15 protein-coding genes and 1 CRISPR repeat array are annotated in these 22,120 nt (G+C 70.4%); of the genes, 11 read left to right on the top strand and 4 right to left on the bottom strand.

Annotated elements, in window-relative coordinates; translation table 11 throughout:
• Window positions 1-17 precede the first annotated feature (17 nt).
• From casA to cas2e, 7 genes are all read left to right on the top strand, one after another.
• A complete protein-coding gene (gene casA, locus ACFV3R_RS30370) occupies window positions 18-1,604 on the top strand; it encodes a type I-E CRISPR-associated protein Cse1/CasA (protein WP_385589830.1) in 1,587 nt (528 codons plus the stop codon).
• A 73-nt stretch (window positions 1,605-1,677) separates the two neighbouring features.
• Window positions 1,678-2,283: a type I-E CRISPR-associated protein Cse2/CasB gene (casB, locus tag ACFV3R_RS30365; protein WP_385589828.1), complete on the top strand. Its 606-nt coding sequence runs from the start codon at window positions 1,678-1,680 to the stop codon at window positions 2,281-2,283.
• The gene (gene cas7e, locus ACFV3R_RS30360; RefSeq protein ID WP_385589826.1) at window positions 2,280-3,443 is read left to right on the top strand and encodes a type I-E CRISPR-associated protein Cas7/Cse4/CasC; all 1,164 of its coding nucleotides are present in this window, start codon (window positions 2,280-2,282) and stop codon (window positions 3,441-3,443) included. The genes casB and cas7e overlap by 4 nt, the downstream gene beginning before the upstream one ends.
• Window positions 3,440-4,216 carry a type I-E CRISPR-associated protein Cas5/CasD gene (gene cas5e, locus ACFV3R_RS30355; RefSeq protein WP_385589824.1) on the top strand — a complete coding sequence of 259 codons (777 nt, stop codon included), beginning with the start codon at window positions 3,440-3,442 and terminating at the stop codon, window positions 4,214-4,216. Before cas7e ends, cas5e begins: the two co-directional genes overlap by 4 nt.
• Complete coding sequence (gene cas6e / locus ACFV3R_RS30350; protein WP_385589822.1) at window positions 4,213-4,863, top strand: type I-E CRISPR-associated protein Cas6/Cse3/CasE; 651 nt, start codon at window positions 4,213-4,215, stop codon at window positions 4,861-4,863. The genes cas5e and cas6e overlap by 4 nt, the downstream gene beginning before the upstream one ends.
• 56 nt (window positions 4,864-4,919) lie before the next feature.
• Window positions 4,920-5,858, top strand: a complete 939-nt coding sequence (gene cas1e / locus ACFV3R_RS30345; RefSeq protein WP_385589836.1) for a type I-E CRISPR-associated endonuclease Cas1e — start codon at window positions 4,920-4,922, stop codon at window positions 5,856-5,858.
• Window positions 5,858-6,175 carry a type I-E CRISPR-associated endoribonuclease Cas2e gene (gene cas2e / locus ACFV3R_RS30340; protein ID WP_385589820.1) on the top strand — a complete coding sequence of 106 codons (318 nt, stop codon included), beginning with the start codon at window positions 5,858-5,860 and terminating at the stop codon, window positions 6,173-6,175. The genes cas1e and cas2e overlap by 1 nt, the downstream gene beginning before the upstream one ends.
• A gap of 17 nt (window positions 6,176-6,192) precedes the next feature.
• Window positions 6,193-7,013: direct repeats of the CRISPR family, unit length 29 nt; unit sequence GTCCTCCCCGCCGACGCGGGGGTGTTCCG.
• Window positions 7,014-7,315: 302 nt separating this feature from the next.
• On the opposite strand, the gene ACFV3R_RS30335 is transcribed toward cas2e, so the two are convergent.
• Window positions 7,316-8,845, bottom strand: coding sequence for a UDP-N-acetylglucosamine 1-carboxyvinyltransferase (locus ACFV3R_RS30335; RefSeq protein ID WP_385589818.1), 1,530 nt, complete (start codon window positions 8,843-8,845; stop codon window positions 7,316-7,318).
• 401 nt (window positions 8,846-9,246) lie between these two features.
• Here ACFV3R_RS30335 and ACFV3R_RS30330 point away from each other — a divergent pair, with 401 nt between their 5' ends.
• Entirely contained in the window at window positions 9,247-9,822 is a 576-nt protein-coding gene (locus ACFV3R_RS30330; RefSeq protein ID WP_385589816.1) for a carboxymuconolactone decarboxylase family protein, read from the top strand.
• Window positions 9,823-10,255: 433 nt separating this feature from the next.
• Here the strand turns inward: ACFV3R_RS30330 and ACFV3R_RS30325 are convergent, their stop codons facing one another.
• Window positions 10,256-10,990, bottom strand: coding sequence for a class I SAM-dependent methyltransferase (locus ACFV3R_RS30325; protein ID WP_385589814.1), 735 nt, complete (start codon window positions 10,988-10,990; stop codon window positions 10,256-10,258).
• A gap of 147 nt (window positions 10,991-11,137) precedes the next feature.
• Between ACFV3R_RS30325 and ACFV3R_RS30320 the strand changes: the two genes are divergently transcribed.
• Window positions 11,138-12,502, top strand: coding sequence for a sulfatase-like hydrolase/transferase (locus tag ACFV3R_RS30320; RefSeq protein ID WP_385589812.1), 1,365 nt, complete (start codon window positions 11,138-11,140; stop codon window positions 12,500-12,502).
• Between the two features lie 115 nt (window positions 12,503-12,617).
• Here the strand turns inward: ACFV3R_RS30320 and ACFV3R_RS30315 are convergent, their stop codons facing one another.
• Window positions 12,618-12,926 (bottom strand): DUF1330 domain-containing protein, encoded by a 309-nt coding sequence (locus ACFV3R_RS30315; protein WP_385589810.1) that lies wholly within the window; start codon window positions 12,924-12,926, stop codon window positions 12,618-12,620.
• A 604-nt stretch (window positions 12,927-13,530) separates the two neighbouring features.
• Here ACFV3R_RS30315 and acnA point away from each other — a divergent pair.
• Window positions 13,531-16,245, top strand: a complete 2,715-nt coding sequence (acnA, locus tag ACFV3R_RS30310; RefSeq protein WP_385589808.1) for an aconitate hydratase AcnA — start codon at window positions 13,531-13,533, stop codon at window positions 16,243-16,245.
• A gap of 149 nt (window positions 16,246-16,394) precedes the next feature.
• Here acnA and ACFV3R_RS30305 read toward each other — a convergent pair whose 3' ends face one another.
• Window positions 16,395-19,775 (bottom strand): GH92 family glycosyl hydrolase, encoded by a 3,381-nt coding sequence (locus ACFV3R_RS30305; RefSeq protein WP_385589806.1) that lies wholly within the window; start codon window positions 19,773-19,775, stop codon window positions 16,395-16,397.
• Window positions 19,776-20,496: 721 nt separating this feature from the next.
• On the opposite strand from ACFV3R_RS30305, the gene ngcE reads away from it, so the two are divergent.
• Window positions 20,497-21,948, top strand: coding sequence for an N-acetylglucosamine/diacetylchitobiose ABC transporter substrate-binding protein (gene ngcE / locus ACFV3R_RS30300; RefSeq protein WP_385589804.1), 1,452 nt, complete (start codon window positions 20,497-20,499; stop codon window positions 21,946-21,948).
• Window positions 21,949-22,120: the final 172 nt, after the last annotated feature.

Raw genomic sequence — 22,120 nt, 5'->3', positions numbered from 1 at the left:
GTGGAGGGGGCTGTTTGATGTCTGCAGGGTTCGACCTGCGGGACGAGCCGTGGATTCCGGTGCGGCTGCTGACTGGGGAGTCGGTGCGGCTGGGCTTGCGGCAGGTGTTCAGGCAGGCTCATGAGATCGAGGACCTGGAGTTGCCGGTGCCGCCGGCAGCAGCGGGGTTGATGCGGATCCTGGCGGCGATCACGGCCAGGATCGCCGCCGCGGGAGACGACTGCCTCGATGACCTCGACGTAGCCGAGAACGTCAAGGACTGGCTCGATCTGCGTCGGCGGGTTCTGAGGGCCGGCCGATTCGATGCGGATGTCGTGAACCGGTACTTCGACAAGGACGTGCTGTCAGGCAGGTTCGATCTGTTCGACCCGGAGCGGCCGTTCCTACAGGATCCGCGGCTTCGTACCGAATGCGTGGACCCCAAGGGCGCACCGAACCCGTCAGGTGTGAACAAGCTGGTGATGGGGCGTCCGACAGGTATCAACGGAGCGGTTCTGTTCGGTCACTTCACCGACACCGCTCCCGTTCCCGTGCCGGCGGCGGAGGCCGCCTGGCATCTGATCGCCCAGCTTTACTTCGGACCGTCCGGACAGTGCACTCCCCGGCGCATCACCGACGACCGGACCGGCAGCGGTGATGCGGCACCTCTGCGGAAGTCGGTCTCGTACTTCCCGTGGGGCCCTGACCTGTTCACCTCGCTGATCCTGGCTGTACCGAGGCTGCAGGGCGAGGAGCTCGGGGAGACCGAGGACCTCTACCCTTGGGAGGGTGAACTTCTCGACCCGCTGCAGCCTCTCCCTGCGATGACGTGGCCAGGACGGACGCTGACCGGCCGGTTCCGGCACGCCGTGCTGCTCGTTCCGTCGTCGGACGGCCGGCAGGTGACGGACGCGTACATCACCTGGTCCACACACGCGCCAGCCTCGATGGTGCGGGACCCGTACCAGATCCTCGACCGGCGGAAGGACGGGAACTTTCAGCCCCGCGAGGCGGACGGTGCCCGTGCGCTGTGGCGCGACTTGGACGCCCTGCTGCTGAAGGACGATCGGCAGGAGATCCAGCGGCCACCCGCCTTCGACGCACTGCCCAGAACGCTGCTGCCCACTCTGCGGGTGCGCGCCTACGGTTTCGACCAGGACGGCAAGCAGAAGGACAACGTCTGGTTCGCGTCGACGACTCCCCGGGTCCTGACCTGGCTGGAGGAGAACGACGAGGAGATGGCGCACCACATCAAGCGCTGCCACGCCTCAGCGGAAGAAGTGGGCGACCGGCTGGATTTCGCGGCCAAGGTCGCCTGGAAGATCGCCACGGACTCCAGCGTTGATCCCTCGCCGAAGACGAAGGTCAAACTCGACGCCCGCAAGCCCGGCCCCTGGGCATCCGGCGCGCTGACCCTGTTCTGGCCCAAGGCCGAGACCGAGTTCTGGCGGCTGACCAAGCCTGAGCGGCGGACGGACCGACCCCTGAAACCGTTCACCCACGCCGCCCTGTCGGCGCTGGACGAGGCGATCGGCCCGTCCAGCCGGGCGGACATCAGAGTGGCTCGCGCCCGGCACCGCGCCCGTTCCATGCTCCTCGCACTCCTGAGCCCTAACGCCGGCTGAGCCGGTACCAGCCATCTCGTGCACGCTGACCGCCTTTCGGCGTGCACGCCCTTCCCCATCCCAGGGATGCCGCATGACCGATTCCAGGGTGGCCGCTGCGCCGCCGAAACACGACAGATTCATCTCCTACGTCCACGACATCTGTCAGGACAATCGCACCCGTGCCGAGCTGCGCCGGGGCCTGGGCCTGCCGATCGAGCGGTGCAACTACATGCACCGCTACCTCGTCCCCTGGCTCCACCAGCACGACGACGTCACCTATCCGGACACCCGCCGGGCCTACTACGGGGTGGCCTCGCTGATCGCAGCGCGCCCGCGGGTCGCCCGGCAGACCGAGTCGGCAGATACCTCGGCCACCGCTTGGTACCTGCGTCCGAACCTGGGGTCCGCGCTCGGCGAGGCCGTCAAGAGAGATGTCATGAAGGCGAGCACGGCCGAGAGTGCTTTGCATCTGCTGTCCCGGCAGAGCAGCGATGCCGTTCACCGGACGCTTCCCTCCCTGACCCGGCAGCTCCTCAGTGGTGGCATCGCGCCCGAGTGGGCGGTCCTGCTGAAAGACCTGTCCTGGTGGACCCGGGACCGCGACCTCGTCGCTACCCGCTGGCTCGACCAGTACTTCCGCCGCTCCATCCCCACCGGCGACAACACCACCACGCTTCCCGAGGAGAACGAGCGATGACCCTCTACCTGGACCTCAACGCCCTTCAGTCGGTGCCGGCCGCGAATTTGAATCGTGATGACCTCGGTTCTCCGAAGCAGGTGCGCTATGGCGACGCCCTGCGTATCCGGGTCTCCAGCCAGTCCTGGAAGCGGCCCATCCGTCTCGGCGTGGAGAAGGACCTCGGGGAGAAGGCGGCCCGAACCCGCCTCGTGCCGGTGAAGGTGCAGCAGACGCTTGAGCGGGTGGGCTGGCCAGCCGACCTGGCCGCGTTCGCCGGCTCCCAGGTGGCGGTGAGCGCCGGCAAGAAGGGCATCGGCCTGGAGGCCGCCGGCCACACCTCGGTGCTGCTGTTTCTACCGGAGGCGGCCGTCGAGGAGCTCGCCGCCGTGTGTGCCGAGCACCGCGAGGCCCTGGAAACCGCCTTGAGGAAGGCTGCGAGTGCCAAGAAGGGTGCCAAGGCCCCACAGACGCTGCCCCCGAACACGATCGAGGACATCCTCAAGCGGCGCACCGCATCCATCAGCCTGCTGGGACGCATGCTCGCCGAGCTGCCGGACACCAACGTCGACGGCGCCGCGCAGGTCGCGCACGCCTTCACCACGCACGCGGCGGAGCCGCAACGGGACTACTTCACCGCCGTCGACGACTGGCTGGGGGAGTCCGAGACCGGCAGCGGACACCTGGACACCGCCGAATTCGCCGCCGGCGTCTTCTACCGGTACGGGACTGTCAACGTCACCGACCTGCTGAAGAACCTTGAGGGTGACGTCAAGGCCGCCCGCACGGTGCTGACCTCGTTCGCCGAGCACTTCCTGATGTCGTTGCCGCAGGCCAAGAAGAACTCGACGGCTCCGCACACGCTGCCGGACCTGGCGTACCTGGCGGTGCGTGAGCATCGGCCGCTTTCGCTGGCCGCCGCCTTCGAAACCCCTGTGACCGCCGACCGGCGGGGAGGCTTCTCCAAGCCGTCCCGCCAGGCGCTCGACACCTATACCGTCAACATCAACCGGCTCACCGGTGACCGCTACCGCCCCTTCCACGGGCACACGGTCATCGACCCGGAGGAGAAGCCCAAGGGACTCGGCACCGCCCACGAGTCCTACCACCAGCTCGTGGAGGCCGCCGTCGAGGCCGCGATCAGCGCCTCCGACAGCACGGTCGCGGGAGCCCAGCAGTGAGTGGACTGCTGCTGAGGCTGGCCGGTCCCTTGCAGTCCTGGGGTGAACGCTCGGTGTTCACCCCAGTGCGGGAGACCGCCTCCTTCCCGACACGTTCCGCGCTGGTCGGAATGTTCGCCGCGGCCGAGGGCATCGCCCGCGGCGACAGCGCCGGCCTCAAGAAGTACGAACAGGTGCGGTTGACGGTGCGAGTCGACCGGCCAGGCACACTGCTGGAGGACTACCACACCGTCGGCGGCGGCTTCCCCAAGGAACGCACTGCCGCCACGAGCGGCGGCAGCAACAAGGATGCGGCCGTCATCACCCGTCGCCAGTACCTTGCCGACGCTGTCTTCGTCGTCGCCGTCACCGCCCCCGACGACCTGGCAGAGCAGCTCGCAGCCGCACTACGGCGCCCATGCTGGGCGCCGTATCTGGGTCGACGCTCCTGCGCACCCGACGAGCCGTTCCTCCTGCGTCGGCACGCCGACGATCCCGAAACGGAGCTGCTGACCGGAGTACCGCTCACCTCCCCCGAACCCCGCGACGATGCAGGGGAAACGATCGAGGTGCCATTTCTCCGAGAGCGTCCTCTCCCCGGAGGCGGTCCTGGCGCTGCGGCCGACGTCATCAAGGTCAACGACATGCCTGTCAGTTTCGCCCCACACGGACGGGCCCATGCCGGCCGTCGCCTCTACCGGACCGTCGAGCCGGTGAGCCGCGCTCTGGCAGGACCTCAGAAGACCCTGCTCACGCGTCTGATCGACTACGCCCACGCCGAGGAACACGCATGAACGACGAGCCGGTGATCGCCCGGATCCACCTCAACCCGCACAGCCGCGACGTACAGAGGGATCTTCGCGACGCCACCGAAATGCACCGCACGCTGATGCGTATGGTGCCCGACGGCCTCGGCGCATCCCCCCGCAGCCAGGCTGGCCTGCTTTACCGCCTCGACGAGACCGACACCACCAGCACCCTCCTCGTCCAGGCGAGCCGTCTCGACCCCGCCGGCCTCCCGGCCGGGTACGGGCAAACAGACCTCAAGAGCCTCACCCCCATGTTCACAGCCCTGCGCAAAGGGCTCGCCGTCCGCTACCGCATCGTCCTCAACCCCACCAAGCGCGAACGCCTCCCGCTTGAGGCAAAAGGTAAGCGCGGCCGGATCGTGCCACTGTCCGGAGCGGACGCCGACCAGTGGTGGCTCCGCCGTGCGGCCGACTCGGGCCTGCAAGTCCACGTCCTGACGCCCACCAACATGCCGCCGGTCCGCTCCCGCAGGCAGACCCCCGACGGCATGCGGCACAGCCTGATCCGTTACGACGGCACCGCAACCATCACCGACCCCGACGCTCTCCACGAGGCAGTCCTGGCCGGCATCGGACGCGGGAAGCCGTACGGAGCCGGACTGCTCAGCCTGGCCCCCGCGCCGGCCGCATGAGCGCACCCAGAAGGGGAAGCGACGCCCGGCGCCGCCTCGCCTCACCTACCCTCGCCATGCTGCCCCGTGTCGCCGACTCCCTGTCATTCCTCTACCTGGACATGGTCCGCGTGGTACAGGACGACACCGGGGTCTGCGCCCAAATCCAGGTGGACGCCCAGCGCACCGACCTCGTCTACATCCCCACCGCGGCACTGTCGTGCCTCCTCATCGGCCCGGGCGTCTCCATCACCACACCTGCCCTGAACACCCTTGCCCGCCATGGCACCAGCGTCATCTCCGTTGGCTCCGGGGGAGTACGCGCCTATGCCGGCATCCTCTCCGACTCCCTGACCACCCATTGGCTGGAACAGCAGGTCGCCTGCTGGTCCGACGCCGAACGACGCCTCGACGTCGCCATCCGCATGTATCGAATGCGTTTCCAGGACGCCGACCTCCCTGAAGCCGTCACCCTCGACCAGCTCCGCGGCCTCGAGGGCCAGCGGATGAAAGCCTTCTACAAGATCCTCGCCCAGCAGCACGGCATCGGCCGCTTCCGCCGCAACTACCATCCCGACCAATGGAACTCCCAGGACCCCGTCAACCTCGCCCTGTCCGCGGCCAGCGCCTGTCTTTACGGCATCGTCCATTCCGCGCTGCTCGCGCTGGGCCTCTCTCCTGCCCTCGGATTCGTCCACACCGGCAAGCAGCACTCCTTCGTCTACGACATTGCGGACCTCTACAAGGCCGAGACCACCCTCCCCCTGGCCTTCGCCCTCCACAACTCCGACAATCCCGAACAGGAAGCACGCCGCCGCTTCCGTGAAGATCTACGACTCTTCAAGCTTCTCCCGCGCATCGTCCACGACGTCCAGAGCCTCCTGACCCCACACTCCGCGGACGCCACCGACGAAGACGAGCCACAGGAGAAGCGCGATGTCCAACTGGTTCACCTCTGGGACCCCAAGGCCGGTACCCTTCCCGCCGGCGTCAACTACGCGGCCCGAGGTGAATGATGCCCTCCATGCTCGTGATCGCCACCACGGCTGTGCCTGACCACCTACGCGGAGCACTCAGCCGCTGGACCAGCGAGGTCGTCCCCGGCATCTTCGTCGGGAGCGTCTCCGCCCGCGTCCGCGACCAACTCTGGCAAGCCGTCACCGAGACCGTGGGTTCCGGCGCCGCCGTCCTCGTCCACCCCGCTCCCACCGAACAGGGCTACGCCATCCGAACCGCTGGCACCCGTCGCCGCGTCCCCGCCGACTTTGACGGGCTTACTCTGATCCGTATGACGGCTGCACCAAAAGTAAAGGAAATGCAAAGCCCTTCCTAAGGTGCAGGTCAACAAGAGTCCTCCCCGCCGACGCGGGGGTGTTCCGTCGCCGGCGGGCGGCTGCGTGCAGCGCGGGCAGTCCTCCCCGCCGACGCGGGGGTGTTCCGCACGCCTGCGCCGTAGCCTCGGCCAATCCTGGGTCCTCCCCGCCGACGCGGGGGTGTTCCGTCCCAACCACCACAACTTTGCCATCTCACTTAGTCCTCCCCGCCGACGCGGGGGTGTTCCGGTTTTCCTCCCCGGTACTGCGGAGGGTACGCCGTCCTCCCCGCCGACGCGGGGGTGTTCCGTTGTGGGGGGAGGCGCCACGGTGGCGCTGGTGGTCCTCCCCGCCGACGCGGGGGTGTTCCGGAGAAACCGCTGGCGACCACGCCGCAGGAGGCGTCCTCCCCGCCGACGCGGGGGTGTTCCGTGATCGACGAGCACAGTGGCGGCGTCCGGGTGGTCCTCCCCGCCGACGCGGGGGTGTTCCGCCACCCCTTCCCCCACCAGAGCGCATCCGAAGAGTCCTCCCCGCCGACGCGGGGGTGTTCCGGAAGACCGGGCCGCGGGGGTGCGGTTGGAGTGGTCCTCCCCGCCGACGCGGGGGTGTTCCGCTTGGGACCCCGAGCCAGATCAGGTGTTGGACGTCCTCCCCGCCGACGCGGGGGTGTTCCGGCAGCGTACGAGTACGAGCGGGCATCCCGTGCGTCCTCCCCGCCGACGCGGGGGTGTTCCGCAGGCCGTCAGGATCAGAGCCTCTCCGACGTCGTCCTCCCCGCAGACGCAGGGGTGTTCCGTGAGGGCCCCGGCGTCGGCCGCACGCCGTGGTCCGCCCCGCTGATGCGGGGAGTTCCCTCCGAGGAACTGGAGGCTGTCGAATCGATCGTTTCCCTGGCCCGTTGGCTGGGGCACTCCGACCCTGGGTCCACGCTGCGGAAATACTTCCACTTTCTGCCGCGAGCTGACGCACTGGGCGGCGCGTTATCGACACGATCTTCGCGTAAGCCGTGGCCAATCGATGCAGCGTACGAGGCGTAGCTCGTAGCCCGACGCAGACCCAAAGTCTCAGGGAAGTCTCAGGAAGGTCCCAGAGATGCTGCCGCGCCCCTGCCTGACCCGTAAAACAGCAGGTCAGGCAGGGATGGCGGCATTGGCGTGTCAGATGTCCCGGAACGTCTCGATCTGCGCCCCCACCGAGTTGAGGCGCTCGGCGAGGTCCTCGTAGCCGCGGTTGATGACGTAGACGTTGCGCAGGACGGAGGTGCCCTCGGCGGCCATCATGCCGAGCAGCATGACCACCGCGGGGCGCAGGGCGGGCGGGCACATCATCTCCGCCGCCCGCCACCGGGTGGGGCCGTCGACCAGCATCCGGTGCGGGTCGAGCAGTTTGATCTGCGCTCCCAGCCGGTTGAGTTCGGTCAGGTAGATCGCCCGGTTGTCGTAGACCCAGTCGTGGATCATCGTCTGGCCCTGTGCCGTCGCGGCGATGGCCGCGAAGAACGGGACGTTGTCGATGTTCAGGCCGGGGAACGGCATCGGGTGGATCTTGTCGACGGGCGCGGACAGCTTCGACGGACTGACCGTCAGGTCGACCAGGCGCGTCCGGCCGTTGTCCGCCGCGTACTCGGCACCGCGCTCGTGGACCAGTCCCATCTCCTCCAGGACCGCCAGCTCGATCTCCAGGAACTCCACGGGTACCCGGCGGATGGTCAGTTCGGACTCGGTGACCACGGCGGCGGTCAGCAGGCTCATCGCCTCGACCGGGTCCTCGGAGGGGGCGTAGTCCACGTCCCGGTCGATGTGCGCCTGGCCGTGGACGGTCAGCGTCGTGGTGCCCACGCCCTCCACCCGCACGCCCAGCTCCTCCAGGAAGAAGCACAGGTCCTGGACCATGTAGTTGGACGAGGCGTTGCGGATGACGGTGACGCCGTCGTGGCGGGCCGCGGCCAGCAGCGCGTTCTCGGTGACGGTGTCGCCCCGCTCGGTCAGCACGATCGGGCGGGTGGGGTGGACCTCGGGGTGAACCTGGGCGTGGTACGTGCCCTCGGTGGAGGTGACCTCCAGTCCGAAGTGGCGCAGCGCCGTCATGTGGGGGGTGATCGTGCGCGTCCCCAGGTCGCAGCCGCCGGCGTACGGGATCTTGAACCGGTCCATGCGGTGCAGGAGCGGGCCCAGGAACATGATCACGCTGCGGGTGCGGCGCGCCGCCTCGGTGTCCATGGACTCCAGGTGCAGCTCGGCCGGCGGGACGATTTCGAGGTCGCCGCCGTCGCCGATCCACCGGGTCTTCACGCCGATGCTGTTCAGCACCTCGAGGATGCGGTTGACCTCCTCGATGCGGGCGACGCGGCGCAGCGTGGTGCGACCGGAGTTGAGCAGCGTGGCGCAGAGCAGTGCCACACAGGCGTTCTTGCTGGTCTTGACGTCGATGGAACCCGACAGCTGCCTGCCGCCGACGACCCGCAGGTGCATGGGGCCCGAGTAGCCCAGTGAGATGATCTCACTGTCGAGCGCCTCGCCGATGCGGGCGATCATCTCAAGACTGAGGTTCTGGTTGCCGCGTTCGATGCGGTTCACCGCGCTCTGGCTGGTGCGGAGGGCATCCGCCAACTGCGTCTGTGTCCAGCCTCGATGCTGACGGGCGTCACGGATGAGCCGACCGATGCGGGCGAGGTAGTCGTCTGCCATGCAGTGAACGTATCTCATGTGTGAGATGGCAGCTCACTCGGCAGGGGTGCTGTGACTATTTCAGTACAAAGTCGGGGGAGTCGCCATCGCACGGGACCGAACGGTGCACCCCCGCCCACCGGCGCTTGTGTCGGACCGCGCGTCCTCGTGCACTCCCGGCGACCGGCCCGCGGTGCCCTGTCCCGTGCCGCCGTTCGGGTGAGAGGTGCCCCGCACCTCACCGGCCAGGGCGCCTGACCGAAGGGCCCGGCGGACCCGGCGCGCCCGTCCACACCTCCCGCACCCGGGGTACCCGGCGGCTCGATGTCAGGTTTCGCGGCGCTGCCCGGTCCCAGGAGTGAACACCCGGGGCGCCCGCCCCGGCGCCGCACCCCTCGCAGCATCGGACTCCGGAGGCCGCCATGTCCCGCATCCCGCTCACCCCGCCGCGAACCCTGCTGTACCGGGCCGCCGCCTGGTACTCGCGGCGTGCCTACAAGGAGGTGCTCGACCCGGTCAAGGCGCTCGCGCACAACCCCCGGGTCGCCTTCGGCTACCTGCTGACGGAACTGTCCGCCGCGAAGTGGAACCGGCTCGACCCCACCCTGAAGTGCCTCGCCGAGATGGTCGCCGCCGCCCGTATCGGCTGCTCCTGGTGCATGGACTTCGGGTACTGGGAGTCGCACAACCAGGGCGTGCCGGTCCTCAAGATCCGCAACGCTCCCGCCTGGCGTGAGCACCGCGGCGACTACGACGAGTGGGAGCTCCTGGTCATGGAGTACACCGAGGCCGTGACCGAGACCCCGCCGGCGGTCACCGACGACATGGCCGCCCGACTGCGTGCCCACCTCGGCGACCCGGCCTTCGTGGAACTGACCGCCGTCGTCGCCCTGGAGAACCTCCGCTCCCGCGTCAACGGCGCCTTCGGCCTGTCCAGCCAGGGCTTCTCCGACCGGTGCCCCACCCCCGGGCCCGGTGCGGTGCGGCCCGCCTCGTGACCGTCGGGCGAGCGGCCGGCCCCGTCGCGGAACCGGCGGCGCGCTCACTGCCCGCCGGACCGGACGGGGTCACGTATCCGTCCGCGTCCAGACTTCGTGCTGTCCGCAACCCGGCAAGCACCGTCACCCCCGGACGGTGTGAGGAGGCGGGTCCGTCCGTCGAGACGCCATCGAACAGGGCGCGGTTCGGTGGAAGGTGACGGCAGGGCGGGTACGGCGAGCGGTGCCCGCGGGTGCCGACGCCGGAAGACCGCGGGCCCCGGAAGGCCGCGGGCCCCGGAAGGCCGCGGACGCCGGGAGGCCGCGGACGCCGGGAGGCCGTCGGGGGTGGTCGCCGGTGGGGGAGCGGTGCCGGCGCCGGACGACCGGGGGGCTTGCCGGGTGCTGTGGCTGCCGCCTCGCGCCCGGCGACCCCCGGTGGGCGAGCCCTCGGCTACCGGTGGGCGAGCACCACCAGCTCGCCTTCGCCTGCCCCGACGGGCTCACCGTGCCATCCGCCGGCCACCCGCTCGACCTCGAAGCCCGCCGCCGCCAGGTCGGCGCACAGCGACTCCTCGGTGCGGAACCGGAGCGTTGCCGTGCTCACCAGCTCCTCGCCGTCCGGGAAGGCGTAGTGGAGGGTGAAGTCGACGAGGTCGCCGCGGACCGCGGTGACCTCCGTCCAGCACGTGACGGGCCGGCCGCCGGAGAGCGTCACGGTGCGGCGCGAGTCCCGCGGGTTCCACCGCTCCCAGGCGCGGCCGGCCCGGTCATGGGAGTCGAAGGCGAGGCGACCGCCGGGGACGAGGGCGCGGTGCAGGTCGGCGAGCGTTCCCCGCCAGGACTCGTCCGTGGTGAGGAACCCCGACACGTGCGAGGTCATCACCGCCAGGTCGAACGAGGCGTCGGGCAGCAGAGAGGAGGTCCCCGTCAGCCAGGTGACGCCGGCCGAACCGGGCTTCGCGCGGGCGGCCCGCAGGGACGCCGCCGCCGGGTCCACACCGGTCACGCGGTGCCCCGCGGCGGCGAGAGCGAGGGTGAGACGGCCCGTGCCGCACCCCAGGTCCACCACGCGTGAGCCGGGCCGCTCCCGGGCCACCGCCAGGAAGTGGTCGTCGTCGGGCCCCCACCCGAACTCGGCGTCGTAGACGGCCACCAGGCGCGGGTCGCGGAACTCGGCGTGCAGCATGCGGGAAGGGTAGCGACGGGGGAGGGCGGCGTCGGCCGGTTTTCCGCCCCCGCCGCGCGGCGGAGCCGGTAGGACTGGAGGCGCACCGCGCCCACCGCGCGAGCGGGGCTCGCGGCCCGACCACCGCCCGACTCACCGGGAGGCCCCATGCCGTCCAGCGACACCACCACCCACGCCGCCGCGCACCAGATTCCGCGCCGGCGCCCCAACGTCCTGGTCTTCCTCACCGACCAGCAGCGTTGGGACACCACCGGTCTCCACGGCAACCCCATGGGGCTCACCCCTGCCCTCGACCGACTGGCGGCCGACGGCGTGGTCGTGGACCGCTCGTTCACCTGCCAGCCGGTCTGCGCCCCCTCCCGCGCCAGCCTCCAGACCGGGCAGTACCCCACCACCACCGGTGTCTTCCGCAACGGCCTCACCCTGCCGCGCGACAGCCCCACCCTCGCCCGCTCCTTCCGGGACGCGGGGTACGACACCGGCTACATCGGCAAGTGGCACCTGGCGGGCGACCACACCAGCGGACCGGTGCCCCAGGGAGACCGCGCCGGTTACGCGTACTGGCTCGCCGCCAACCTCCTGGAGTTCACCTCCGACGCCTACCGGACGGACCTGTACGACAGCGACGGCCGGGCACACCACTTCGAGGGCTACCGCGCCGACGCCCTGGGCTCGGCGGCCGTCGACTTCCTCTCCCGCGACCGCGAGCAGCCGTTCTTCCTTTTCCTGTCCTTCCTGGAGCCGCACCACCAGAACTCCCGCGACGACCACCCCGCACCGACGGGCTACGACGAGCGCTACGCCGACCCGTGGGTCCCCTCCGACCTGAGGGCCCAGCCGGACGGCAACTGGCGTGAGCAGCTGCCGGGTTACTACGGGATGGTGCGCCGCCTCGACGAGGTGCTCGCCCGCGTGACCGGGGTCCTGGAGCAGCGCGGCGAACTGGACGACACCGTCCTGCTGTTCACCTCCGACCACGGCTGCCACTTCAAGACGCGCAACGGCGAGTACAAACGCAGCGTGCACGACGCCTCCCTGCGGGTCCCCACCGTCCTGCGCGGCCCGGGCCTGCGCGGCGGCGTACGCCTGCCTCACCTGGTCAGCCACGTCGACCTGGCACCGACGCTCCTTGACGCCGCCGGGGTGGAGGTGCCGCCGCAGATGCAGGGGCACTCGCTGCTGCCGCTCCTGAACGGCACGGACGCGTCCTGGCCGCGGGAGGTCCTGGTCCAGGTCAGCGAGTCCGAGGTGGGCCGCGCACTGCGCACCGAGCGGTGGAAGTACGGGGCCACCGCGCCGGACGCCGACGCCTGGAACGACCCGCGCGCCGACGCCTACGAGGACGCCTACCTCTACGATCTCGGTGCCGACCCCGAGGAGTTGACCAACCTGGTGGCCGACCCGGGACACGCCGGGGTGCTGGCCGGACTGCGGGAACGGCTGGCGCGACGGATCGAGGAGAGCGGCGAGCCCCGCCCCGCGATCACGGCCGGGACGGCGGCCCGCTCCTGAGGAAACCCCCGCGCCGTGCACTGCGACCGCCCCTCCCGGTCCACGGGCTTCCCGGTTCACGGGCTTCCCGGCCCACCGGTCCGGCGGCGGTGCCTGTGGGCGTGGGGGGAGTGCCTCACACCGGGGCACCACCCCCCACGCCTTCGACGAACAGGAGCCGTCGTCGGAGCGCCGTCTTGGCGACACCGAGAGCCTCGGCGTACTCCGCGGACGCGTACCACTCCTCGGCCCGCCGCATGTCCGGGAACTCGACGACGACCATGCGCCGGGCGGCCGGCCAGGCCCCCTCCACCGCCTCGGGTCCGGCACCCCGTACGAGATAGCGGCCGCCGAACCGGCTGAGGGAAGCCTCCGCCAACGCCCGGTAGCGGTCCGCGAGTTCCTCGTCCACCACCTCGACCTCAGAGATCACGTACGCAGTCATGCCGGCCATAGTGCCAGTGCTGCTCCGGGGCGCGGGCTCGGCCGGGGCCTCCGGGGCCTCGCCGAGGTGCCGCGGCCGGACGGGCTGCCTGACCGGCACCGCCCCGCGACCGCGTCCGGTGCGAGGGCGGGAGCACGGCCGCCGGTGCTGCGCTCGGCGACCGGTCCGCGGTGGCGTGGCAGGCCTTCACCCGACGCCGTTCACGCGGGGGCCTTCCGCGCCCAGCCGCGTCCGGCGCGCCGGCCTGGAGACGCACGGGCCGTCGCCTGGCTCGACGAGGACGACCGCCTGGTGGTCTGCTCCAGCCCAAGGCTCCCTTCGTGACCCGGCGTGCCCGGGAAAGCCCCCGGGGGGAGTGGCCGCGGGTGACCGGGGAGTGGCTCGCGGTGACCCGGTCCGGCCGTCCGGGTGGCGGTTCGCGCCCTTGGGGCATGACCTTGCGGCGGCGATGTACTAGAGTTATCTCGACATCGAGATATCTGCCAGAAGGCGTATCGCCGCCCATGGGTAAGGTAAACCTTACTAAGTCTCACCTTAGCTGAGGTGCGCGAACCCGCGACGGCAGGATTGCGGTGGTACGCGAACCATGCATAAGGAGACTGTCGTGTCGGCGAACAGCTTCGACGCCCGTAGCACGCTGCAGGTGGGCGACGAGTCGTACGAGATCTTCCGGCTGGACAAGGTGGAGGGCTCGGCCCGCCTCCCCTACAGCCTGAAGGTCCTGCTGGAGAACCTGCTCCGCACCGAGGACGGCGCGAACATCACCGCCGACCACATCCGTGCGCTCGGCGGCTGGGACTCCCAGGCCCAGCCCAGCCAGGAGATCCAGTTCACGCCGGCCCGCGTGATCATGCAGGACTTCACCGGCGTGCCCTGCGTGGTGGACCTCGCCACCATGCGCGAGGCCGTCAAGGAGCTCGGCGGCGACGCCTCGAAGATCAACCCGCTCGCCCCGGCCGAGCTGGTCATCGACCACTCCGTCATCGCCGACAAGTTCGGCACCCCGGACGCCTTCGGCCAGAACGTCGAGCTGGAGTACGGCCGCAACCGCGAGCGCTACCAGTTCCTGCGCTGGGGCCAGACCGCCTTCGACGAGTTCAAGGTCGTCCCGCCCGGCACCGGCATCGTCCACCAGGTCAACATCGAGCACCTGGCCCGCACCGTCATGGTCCGCGACGGCAAGGCCTACCCCGACACCCTGGTCGGCACCGACTCGCACACCACCATGGTCAACGGCCTGGGCGTGCTGGGCTGGGGCGTCGGCGGCATCGAGGCCGAGGCCGCGATGCTGGGTCAGCCGGTCTCCATGCTCATCCCGCGCGTGGTCGGCTTCAAGCTCACCGGCGAGCTGCCCACCGGCACCACCGCCACCGACCTGGTGCTCACCATCACCGAGATGCTGCGCAAGCACGGCGTCGTCGGCAAGTTCGTGGAGTTCTACGGCGAGGGCGTCGCCAGCGTGCCGCTGGCCAACCGCGCCACCATCGGCAACATGTCGCCGGAGTTCGGCTCCACCGCGGCGATGTTCCCGATCGACGGCGAGACCCTCAACTACCTCAAGCTCACCGGCCGCAGCGAGCAGCAGCTCGCCCTGGTCGAGGCGTACGCCAAGGAGCAGGGCCTCTGGCTCGACCCGAAGGCCGAGCCCGACTTCTCCGAGAAGCTGGAGCTGGACCTCGCCACCGTCGTCCCCTCCATCGCCGGCCCCAAGCGCCCCCAGGACCGCATCGTCCTGGCCGACGCCGCCGAGCAGTTCGCCACCGACGTGCGCAACTACGTCAGCGACGACGAGGAGGCGGGCAAGGAGTCCTTCCCCGCCTCGGACGCCCCCGCCGAGCACAACGGCGTTCCCAGCAGGCCGACCCCCGTCACCGCCCCCGACGGCACGGTCTACGAGATCGACCACGGCGCCGTCACGGTCGCCGCGATCACCTCCTGCACCAACACCTCCAACCCCTACGTCATGGTCGCCGCGGCGCTCGTGGCCAAGAAGGCGGTGGAGAAGGGCCTGTCCCGCAAGCCGTGGGTGAAGACCACGCTCGCCCCGGGCTCCAAGGTCGTCATGGACTACTACGACCGTGCCGGCCTCACCCCCTACCTCGACAAGATGGGCTTCAACCTCGTCGGGTACGGCTGCACCACCTGCATCGGCAACTCCGGCCCGCTGCCGGAGGAGGTCTCCAAGGCCGTCAACGAGGCCGACCTCGCCGTCACCTCGGTGCTCTCCGGCAACCGCAACTTCGAGGGCCGGATCAACCCCGACGTCAAGATGAACTACCTGGCGTCCCCGCCGCTGGTCGTCGCCTACGCGATCGCCGGCTCGATGAAGGTCAACATCACCGAGGACGCCCTCGGCATCGACAAGGACGGCAACCCCGTTCACCTGAAGGACATCTGGCCCTCCGAGCAGGAGGTCGAGGAGGTCGTCGCCTCCGCCATCGGCCAGGAGATGTTCAACACCTCCTACTCCGACGTCTTCGCCGGCGACGCCCAGTGGCAGGCGCTGCCCGTCCCCACCGGTGACACCTTCGAGTGGGACCCGCAGTCCACCTACGTCCGCAAGCCCCCGTACTTCGAGGGCATGACGCAGGAGCCGTCGCCGGTCGAGGACATCTCCGGCGCCCGGGTGCTCGCCAAGCTCGGCGACTCGGTCACCACCGACCACATCTCGCCCGCCGGTGCCATCAAGGCCGACACCCCGGCCGGCAAGTACCTCACCGAGCACGGTGTGGAGCGCCGCGACTTCAACTCCTACGGGTCCCGCCGCGGCAACCACGAGGTGATGATCCGCGGTACCTTCGCCAACATCCGCCTGCGCAACCAGATCGCGCCGGGCACCGAGGGCGGCTACACCCGGGACTTCACCCAGGACGGCGGCCCGGTCTCCTTCATCTACGACGCCTCGCAGAACTACCAGGCCGCCGGCGTCCCGCTGGTCGTCCTGGCCGGCAAGGAGTACGGCTCCGGCTCCTCCCGCGACTGGGCGGCCAAGGGCACCGCGCTGCTCGGCGTCAAGGCCGTCATCGCCGAGTCCTACGAGCGCATCCACCGCTCCAACCTCATCGGCATGGGCGTCCTGCCGCTGCAGTTCCCCGAGGGCGCCTCGGCGCTCACGCTGGGCCTGACCGGCGAGGAGACCTTCTCCTTCACCGGCGTCACCGCGCTCAACGACGGCTCCGTCCCGAGCACCGTCAAGGTCACCACCGACACCGGCGTCGAGTTCGACGCGGTGGTGCGCATCGACACCCCCGGCGAGGCGGACTACTACCGCAACGGCGGCATCATGCAGTACGTGCTGCGCTCGCTGCTGCGCAAGTGATCCCCTCGCGGACCGTCCCCCGACCGGGATGATCCGCGGCGCCCCGCCGCACCGGAGCACACCTCCCGCGCGGCGGGGCGCCACTGGGACACAGGCCAAGGGCCACACCCCTCATCGAGAGGTGTGGCCCTTGGCCTGTGTCCCGGTGCTCAGCCCAGGAGTTCGATCTCCGCGAGCGTCGCCTCCCGGTCCTCGCCGGGCGGCCCCGCGCCCTCCACCACCAGCCGGTAGTGCAGGTAGCGGCCCGGGTGGCGGATCTCGAAGGGACGGGTCTGCTGGTCCCAGTCGAAGCGCTCCGCCGAGCGCCGGTCCACCACCGTCCACTCCTCGCCGTCGTCGGACGCCTCCAGCCGCCAGGCGCGCGGCACCTCCTCGTGCAGCGCGGAGGTGAGCGTGTACGAGGTGACCTCGCGGCCCGTGGGCACGTCGAGGTCGACGCTCTCCAGGTGCGCGAAGGACGCCGAGGTGTCGTCGGTCAGGGCCGCGGGGGTGTCCTCCCCGGGGCTCGCCAGATCACCGGCCGGCCGCGGCGGCGCCGACCCCCGGGTCAGCGAGGTCGGCCCGTCCTCCCGCCCGGTCCCCCACCGCGAGGGGCGCGGGCCCATGGCGAACTCCAGCCGGCCGCCCCGCGCCACCACCTCGTGCGGCAGCCGGGTGGAGTTCCAGGGCCGCCCGTTGACCCGCAGCCCCTGCACGTAGACGTTGCGGGCGCTGTTGTGGGGCGCGGAGATCACCAGGTCACGGCCGCTCTCCAGGTGCACGGTGGCCTTGGTGAACAGCGGCGAGCCGACCGCGTACTCCGGGGCGCCCATCACCAGCGGGTAGAAGCCCAGGGCACTGAAGACGTACCAGGCCGACATCTCGCCGTTGTCCTCGTCCCCCGGGTAGCCCTGCCCGATCTCGCTGCCGAGGTAGAGCCGCCGCGTCGCCTCCCGCACCTTCGCCTGCGTCTTCCACGGCTGTCCGGCCGCGTCGTAGAGGTAGGCGATGTGGTGGGAGGGCTGGTTGTTGTGGCCGTACTGGCCCATGCGCACGTCCCGCGCCTCGGTCATCTCATGGATCACCGTGCCGTAGGAGCCCGCCACGTCCTCGGTGGCCGTCTCCGGGGTGGCGAAGTAGGTGTCGAGCTTGCGGGCGAGGCCGGCGCGCCCGCCGTAGAGGTTCGCCAGGCCCCGGGTGTCCTGCGGGACGGCGAAGGCGTAGGTCCAGCCGTTGGTCTCGGTGTAGTCGTAGCCCCACACCCGGGGGTCGTAGGTGTCCGCGTCCCGGCGCCAGTTCCCCTCGGCGTCCCTGCCCTGGAAGAAGCCCACCCGGCGGTCGAAGAGGTGGACGTACTCCAGGGCCCGGTTGCGGAAGTAGTCGGACTCCTCCTTGTAGCGCCGCTTGTGGGTGCGCTCGTACAGGGCCCGGCCCATGCGGGAGATGCCCGCGTCGTTGAGGTAGCCCTCCAGCGCCCAGGACATGCCCTCGCCGGTGCCGGTGGTGGTGTACCCGAGGAACGGCGCGGTCGCCATCCCCTTGCGTCCCACGCCCGACTCCGGCGGTGCCACGGTGGCGTTCTTCAGTGCGGCCTCGTAGGCCGCCGCCGCGTCGAAGTGGACGCCCTTGGCGTAGGCGTCGGCGAACGCCACGTCCGAACTGGTCCCCGTCATCAGGTCGGCGTAGCCGGGGGAGGACCAGCGCGAGATCCAGCCGCCGTCGCGGTACTGCTGCACGAAGCCGTCGGCCATCCGGCCCGCCCGTCGCGGCGTCAGCAGCGCGTAGGCGGGCCAGGTGGTGCGATAGGTGTCCCAGAAGCCGTTGTTGACGTAGATGCGGCCGTCGACCACGCGGGCACCGGTGTGCGTGGGGGTGTCCGCACGCAGCGGTTCGGAGAAGGGGCTGGCATAGCGCTCGCGCCGCCCCACGCGCTCCGAGCCGGAGTTGGGGTACAGGTAGAGCCGGTAGAGGCTGGAGTACAGGGTGACCAGCTGGTCGTGGGTGGCGCCCTCCACCTCGATGCGGCCCAGCAGGTCGTCCCACTGTGCCCGGGCCCGGTCGCGGACCTGGCTGAACGTGGTGCCGGCGGGGATCTCCCGGTTCAGGTTGGCCCGTGCCTGGTCGACGCCGATGAGCGAGGTGGCCAGCCGCAGCGTGACGGTGCCGTCGCGCGCAGGCCGGACCTTGGCGTACCCGGTGACGTCCGGACCGCCGCCGCCCGTCAGCCGGCCCTCGGCGGTGACGGGCCGGTCGACCACCCCGTAGACGAAGAGCCGGGTGGCGCCGACCGAGAGCGAACTGCGGACGTCGGAGTAGCCGGTGACCACCCCGTGCGCCGCGTCGAACTCGACGCCACCGCTGTTGTTGACGTTGTCGAAGACGAGGTTGGCGTCGCGGCCGGGGAAGGTGAAGCGCATCATCGCCGCGTGGTCGCTGGGTGCGATCTCCGCCTTCAGGCCGTTGTCGAACCGCACGCCGTAGTAGTGCGGCCGGGCCGTCTCCCGCTCGTGATGGAAGGCCAGCGCCCGGCCCTTGCGGGAGGCGTCGGGCGGGCCGTGGGCGGTGGAGGGCATGACCTGGAAGGTCTGCCGGTCGCCCATCCACGGGCTCGGCTCGTGGCTGGCGCTGAAGGCCTGGATGGTCGGCAGGTTGTCCTTGTTGTTGCGGCGGGCGTACTCGTAGAGCCAGTTGCTGGAGGCGGCGTTGGTCACCGGCGTCCAGAAGTTGAAGCCGCCCGGCACGGCGGTGGCCGGGAAGGTGTTGCCGCGGGAGAAGCCGCCGCTGGACAGCGTGCCGCGGGTGGTGACGGCGTAGTCGGCGAGGTGGGCCGGGCGCGGCTGCGGTGCCTGGGGGGCGATGCGCAGGTCGTCCAGCCAGCCGTGGAAGTCCGCCGGGCCGCTGGGCGCGTCGTAGGAGAGCAGGACGCGGTCCACGGTCCGGCCGGCGGCGACCGCGCCGATCGCCGACTCGCGGTGGTTCCACTGGTCGGCGTAGAGGGTCTTGGACGCGCCCTGCGCCCGCGGGGTGAGCGCCACTCCGTGCTGGTCAACCGCCCCCAGCTCGCTGAGGTACGTGCCGTCGGTGAAGGCGAGGTCGACGGCGACGTGGGTGGCGGGGTAGGTCAGGTCCTCCTCGGCCATCGCCGGGTAGAGGCGGTAGGACAGGACGGTGCGGGGGGTGACGGGGACGTCGACGTCGAAGACGCGGTTGTGCGCGTACCCGCGGCCCCGCGTGGTGTGGCTGCCGCCGTACAGCAGTGCGCGGCGTCCGCTGAAACCGGCTCCGTCACGGGAGTTGAGAGTGGTGTCGGGGCCGGTGTCGACCTCGGTCGTCATCCCGGAGCGCTCGGGTCCGCCCTCCTCCTGCGGCTGCACACCGAGAACCTGGGGCTCGCCGTCCGGCCCGCGCTCGGCGGAACCGGACCAGGTGGGGGAGGGGTCGCCCGCCTCGAAGGAGGAGTCGAAGACCGCATGGGCGGGGTGGCTGCCGAGGTGTTCGGGTGAGGCGGTGGCGGACGGGTCCTGCGCGGCGAGCAGCACGAGACCGGCCATCGCCAGCACCGCCGGACGGGTGGCTCTCGGCCACTTCGCCCCACGGGAAGGACGCCGGATGAGTGGTCTGGACCAATAGCTGTGCCGCACGCGTGCCTCTCGACGGTAGGTCGCCCTCACTATCAGTTGCGCAATACGGACATTAGTTATATGCGTGACAGTTTGGTTGCATCTTCCGCCCGGCCCGCCACGTCGCGACCCGCCCGGCGGTGCCCTTGAGGGGCGGCCCGGGCGCACTCGCCCTCCGCGCGAGCGCCCGCCCTCCCCCTTACGTCCCGGCGTCGCCGCCGGCTGCCGCGTCACCCGGTGTGCCGTGCGGGGATGGGCCCGGCACGCCTTCCGGGGGCGGGGAGGGCCGTCCGGGTCCCGCGGTCCCGGCGCGTCGGAGGGGGTGGCGGCGGGCTGGACCGGGCGGCCGGGGAGGACCCTCCGGGGAGGTGCTCCCGCGAGGTCTCAACTCGGATAAGCCCTTCACCAAAAACTCATCTGATCTTGCCGACGCGCAGAGGAGTGGACTATACCTGTCGGCGTCCGTGAAACCGCCGAACGGCCGCGTGGAACACGGGTGGTGGGGGACGGGAACGCGGCCGGACGTGATGGCGTACGCCCCCCGGCACGGTCCCGGAACACCACAGAGACAAGATGCCCCAGCTTCACCACACCTGCGGTGCCGGGGAGGTCCCGTTCACCGCCTGACTCATGGAGAAGGCGAGGACTGAGCATGGGATCCACTTCGTCGCGCGGCGGTAACGAAGGCCTCGGCCGTCGGGAACTGATGAAGCGCGCCGGTGCGCTCGGGCTGCTGGCGGTGCCGGCGCTCGGCACCCTCTCGGCCTGTGCGAGCGGCGGTGGCGACGACAGCAAGGTCGCCAAGGGGAAGAAGTCGGCGAAGAACCCGCTGGGCGTCAACGACTCCGCCGGCTTCGAGTTCGTCATCTTCGACGGCGGATACGGAACCGAGTACGGCAAGGACGCCGTGGCGACCTTCAAGAAGGCGCACCCCGGCGCGAAGGTGGACTTCAGCTCCACCCAGAAGATCCAGAGCCAGCTCCAGCCCCGGTTCAACGGCGGCAACCCGCCGGACCTCATCGACAACCAGGGCGCCGAGCAGATGGACATGGGCGTCCTGGCGAGCCGCAAGCAACTGGCCGACCTCACGCCGCTGCTGGACGCACCCTCCTTTGACGACCCGTCGAAGAAGGTCCGCGACACCCTGCGGCCCGGCGTGGTCGAGATGGGCCAGTTCGAGGGCAAGGCCTGCTACGTCCTGAACTACGCCTACACCGTCTACGGCGTCTGGTACTCGCAGACCAACCTCGACAGGTTCGACGCGCAGTACCCCGAGACCTGGGACGACATGCTGGCGCTGTGCGCCAAGGCGAAGAAGAAGGGGGTGGCCGGCTGGACCTACGCCGGCAAGTACCCCTACTACATCCCCTTCTCCCTCTACGGGTTCATCGGCAAGATCGGCGGCCGCAAGGTCCTGGACAGCATCGACAACCTGGAGCCGAACGCCTGGAAGGACCCGGCCGTCAAGGCCGCCTTCGACGCCTACTACGAGCTCCAGCGCAAGGGCTACATCCTGCACGGCACGCCCGGCCTGACCCACATCGAGTCCCAGACCGCCTGGACCGAGGGCAAGGCGCTCTTCATCCCCAACGGCTCCTGGGTGGAGAACGAGGCCGCCAAGACCACGCCGAAGAACTTCCAGATGAAGGTCGGCGCCCCCTCCAGCCTGGACAGCTCCGACAAGATGCCCTTCGGCACCCTGTGGGCCTCCGGCAGCGAGGCGTACATCGTCCCGTCGAAGGCGAAGAACACCGCGGCCGGCATGGAGCAGCTGCGCATCATGCTGAGCGAGGCGGCCTCCAAGAACTTCACCACCAAGGTGAAGTCGCTGACCTCCTTCAACGGCGGCACCGAGGGCGTCGAGCTCACCTCGGGCCTGAAGTCCTGCCTCGCCGCGCTGGACAAGGCGGGCGAGGCGAACATCCTCAACCCCCGGCTGCAGGACTGGTACGGCGACCTGGAGAAGCAGAAGATCGGCGTCGGCGTGCTCGGCGAGATGCTGGCCGGCCGCATGACCCCCGACGAGGCCGTCAGGAAGTGCCAGGCGGCGGCCGACGAGACCGCCAAGGACGACTCCATCCAGCACTACAAGCACACCAAGTAGGACACGCCCCTCCCCGTGCCCGGCCGGACGACGGTCTGCGGGGGAGGGGGCAGTCGGGCGGGGGCCCCCCCGGGCCCCCCCCCCCCCCCCCCCCGAGACAGACGGCGGGGAAGGATATTGGGGGGGGGGGGGGATGGGGGAAAACCCAGGTCCCCAAAAAACCCCGGTGAAG

The organism is Streptomyces sp. NPDC059740 (assembly GCF_042733155.1).
Lineage (GTDB): Bacteria > Actinomycetota > Actinomycetes > Streptomycetales > Streptomycetaceae > Streptomyces.
This window is presented reverse-complemented; position numbering and strand designations above follow the sequence as displayed.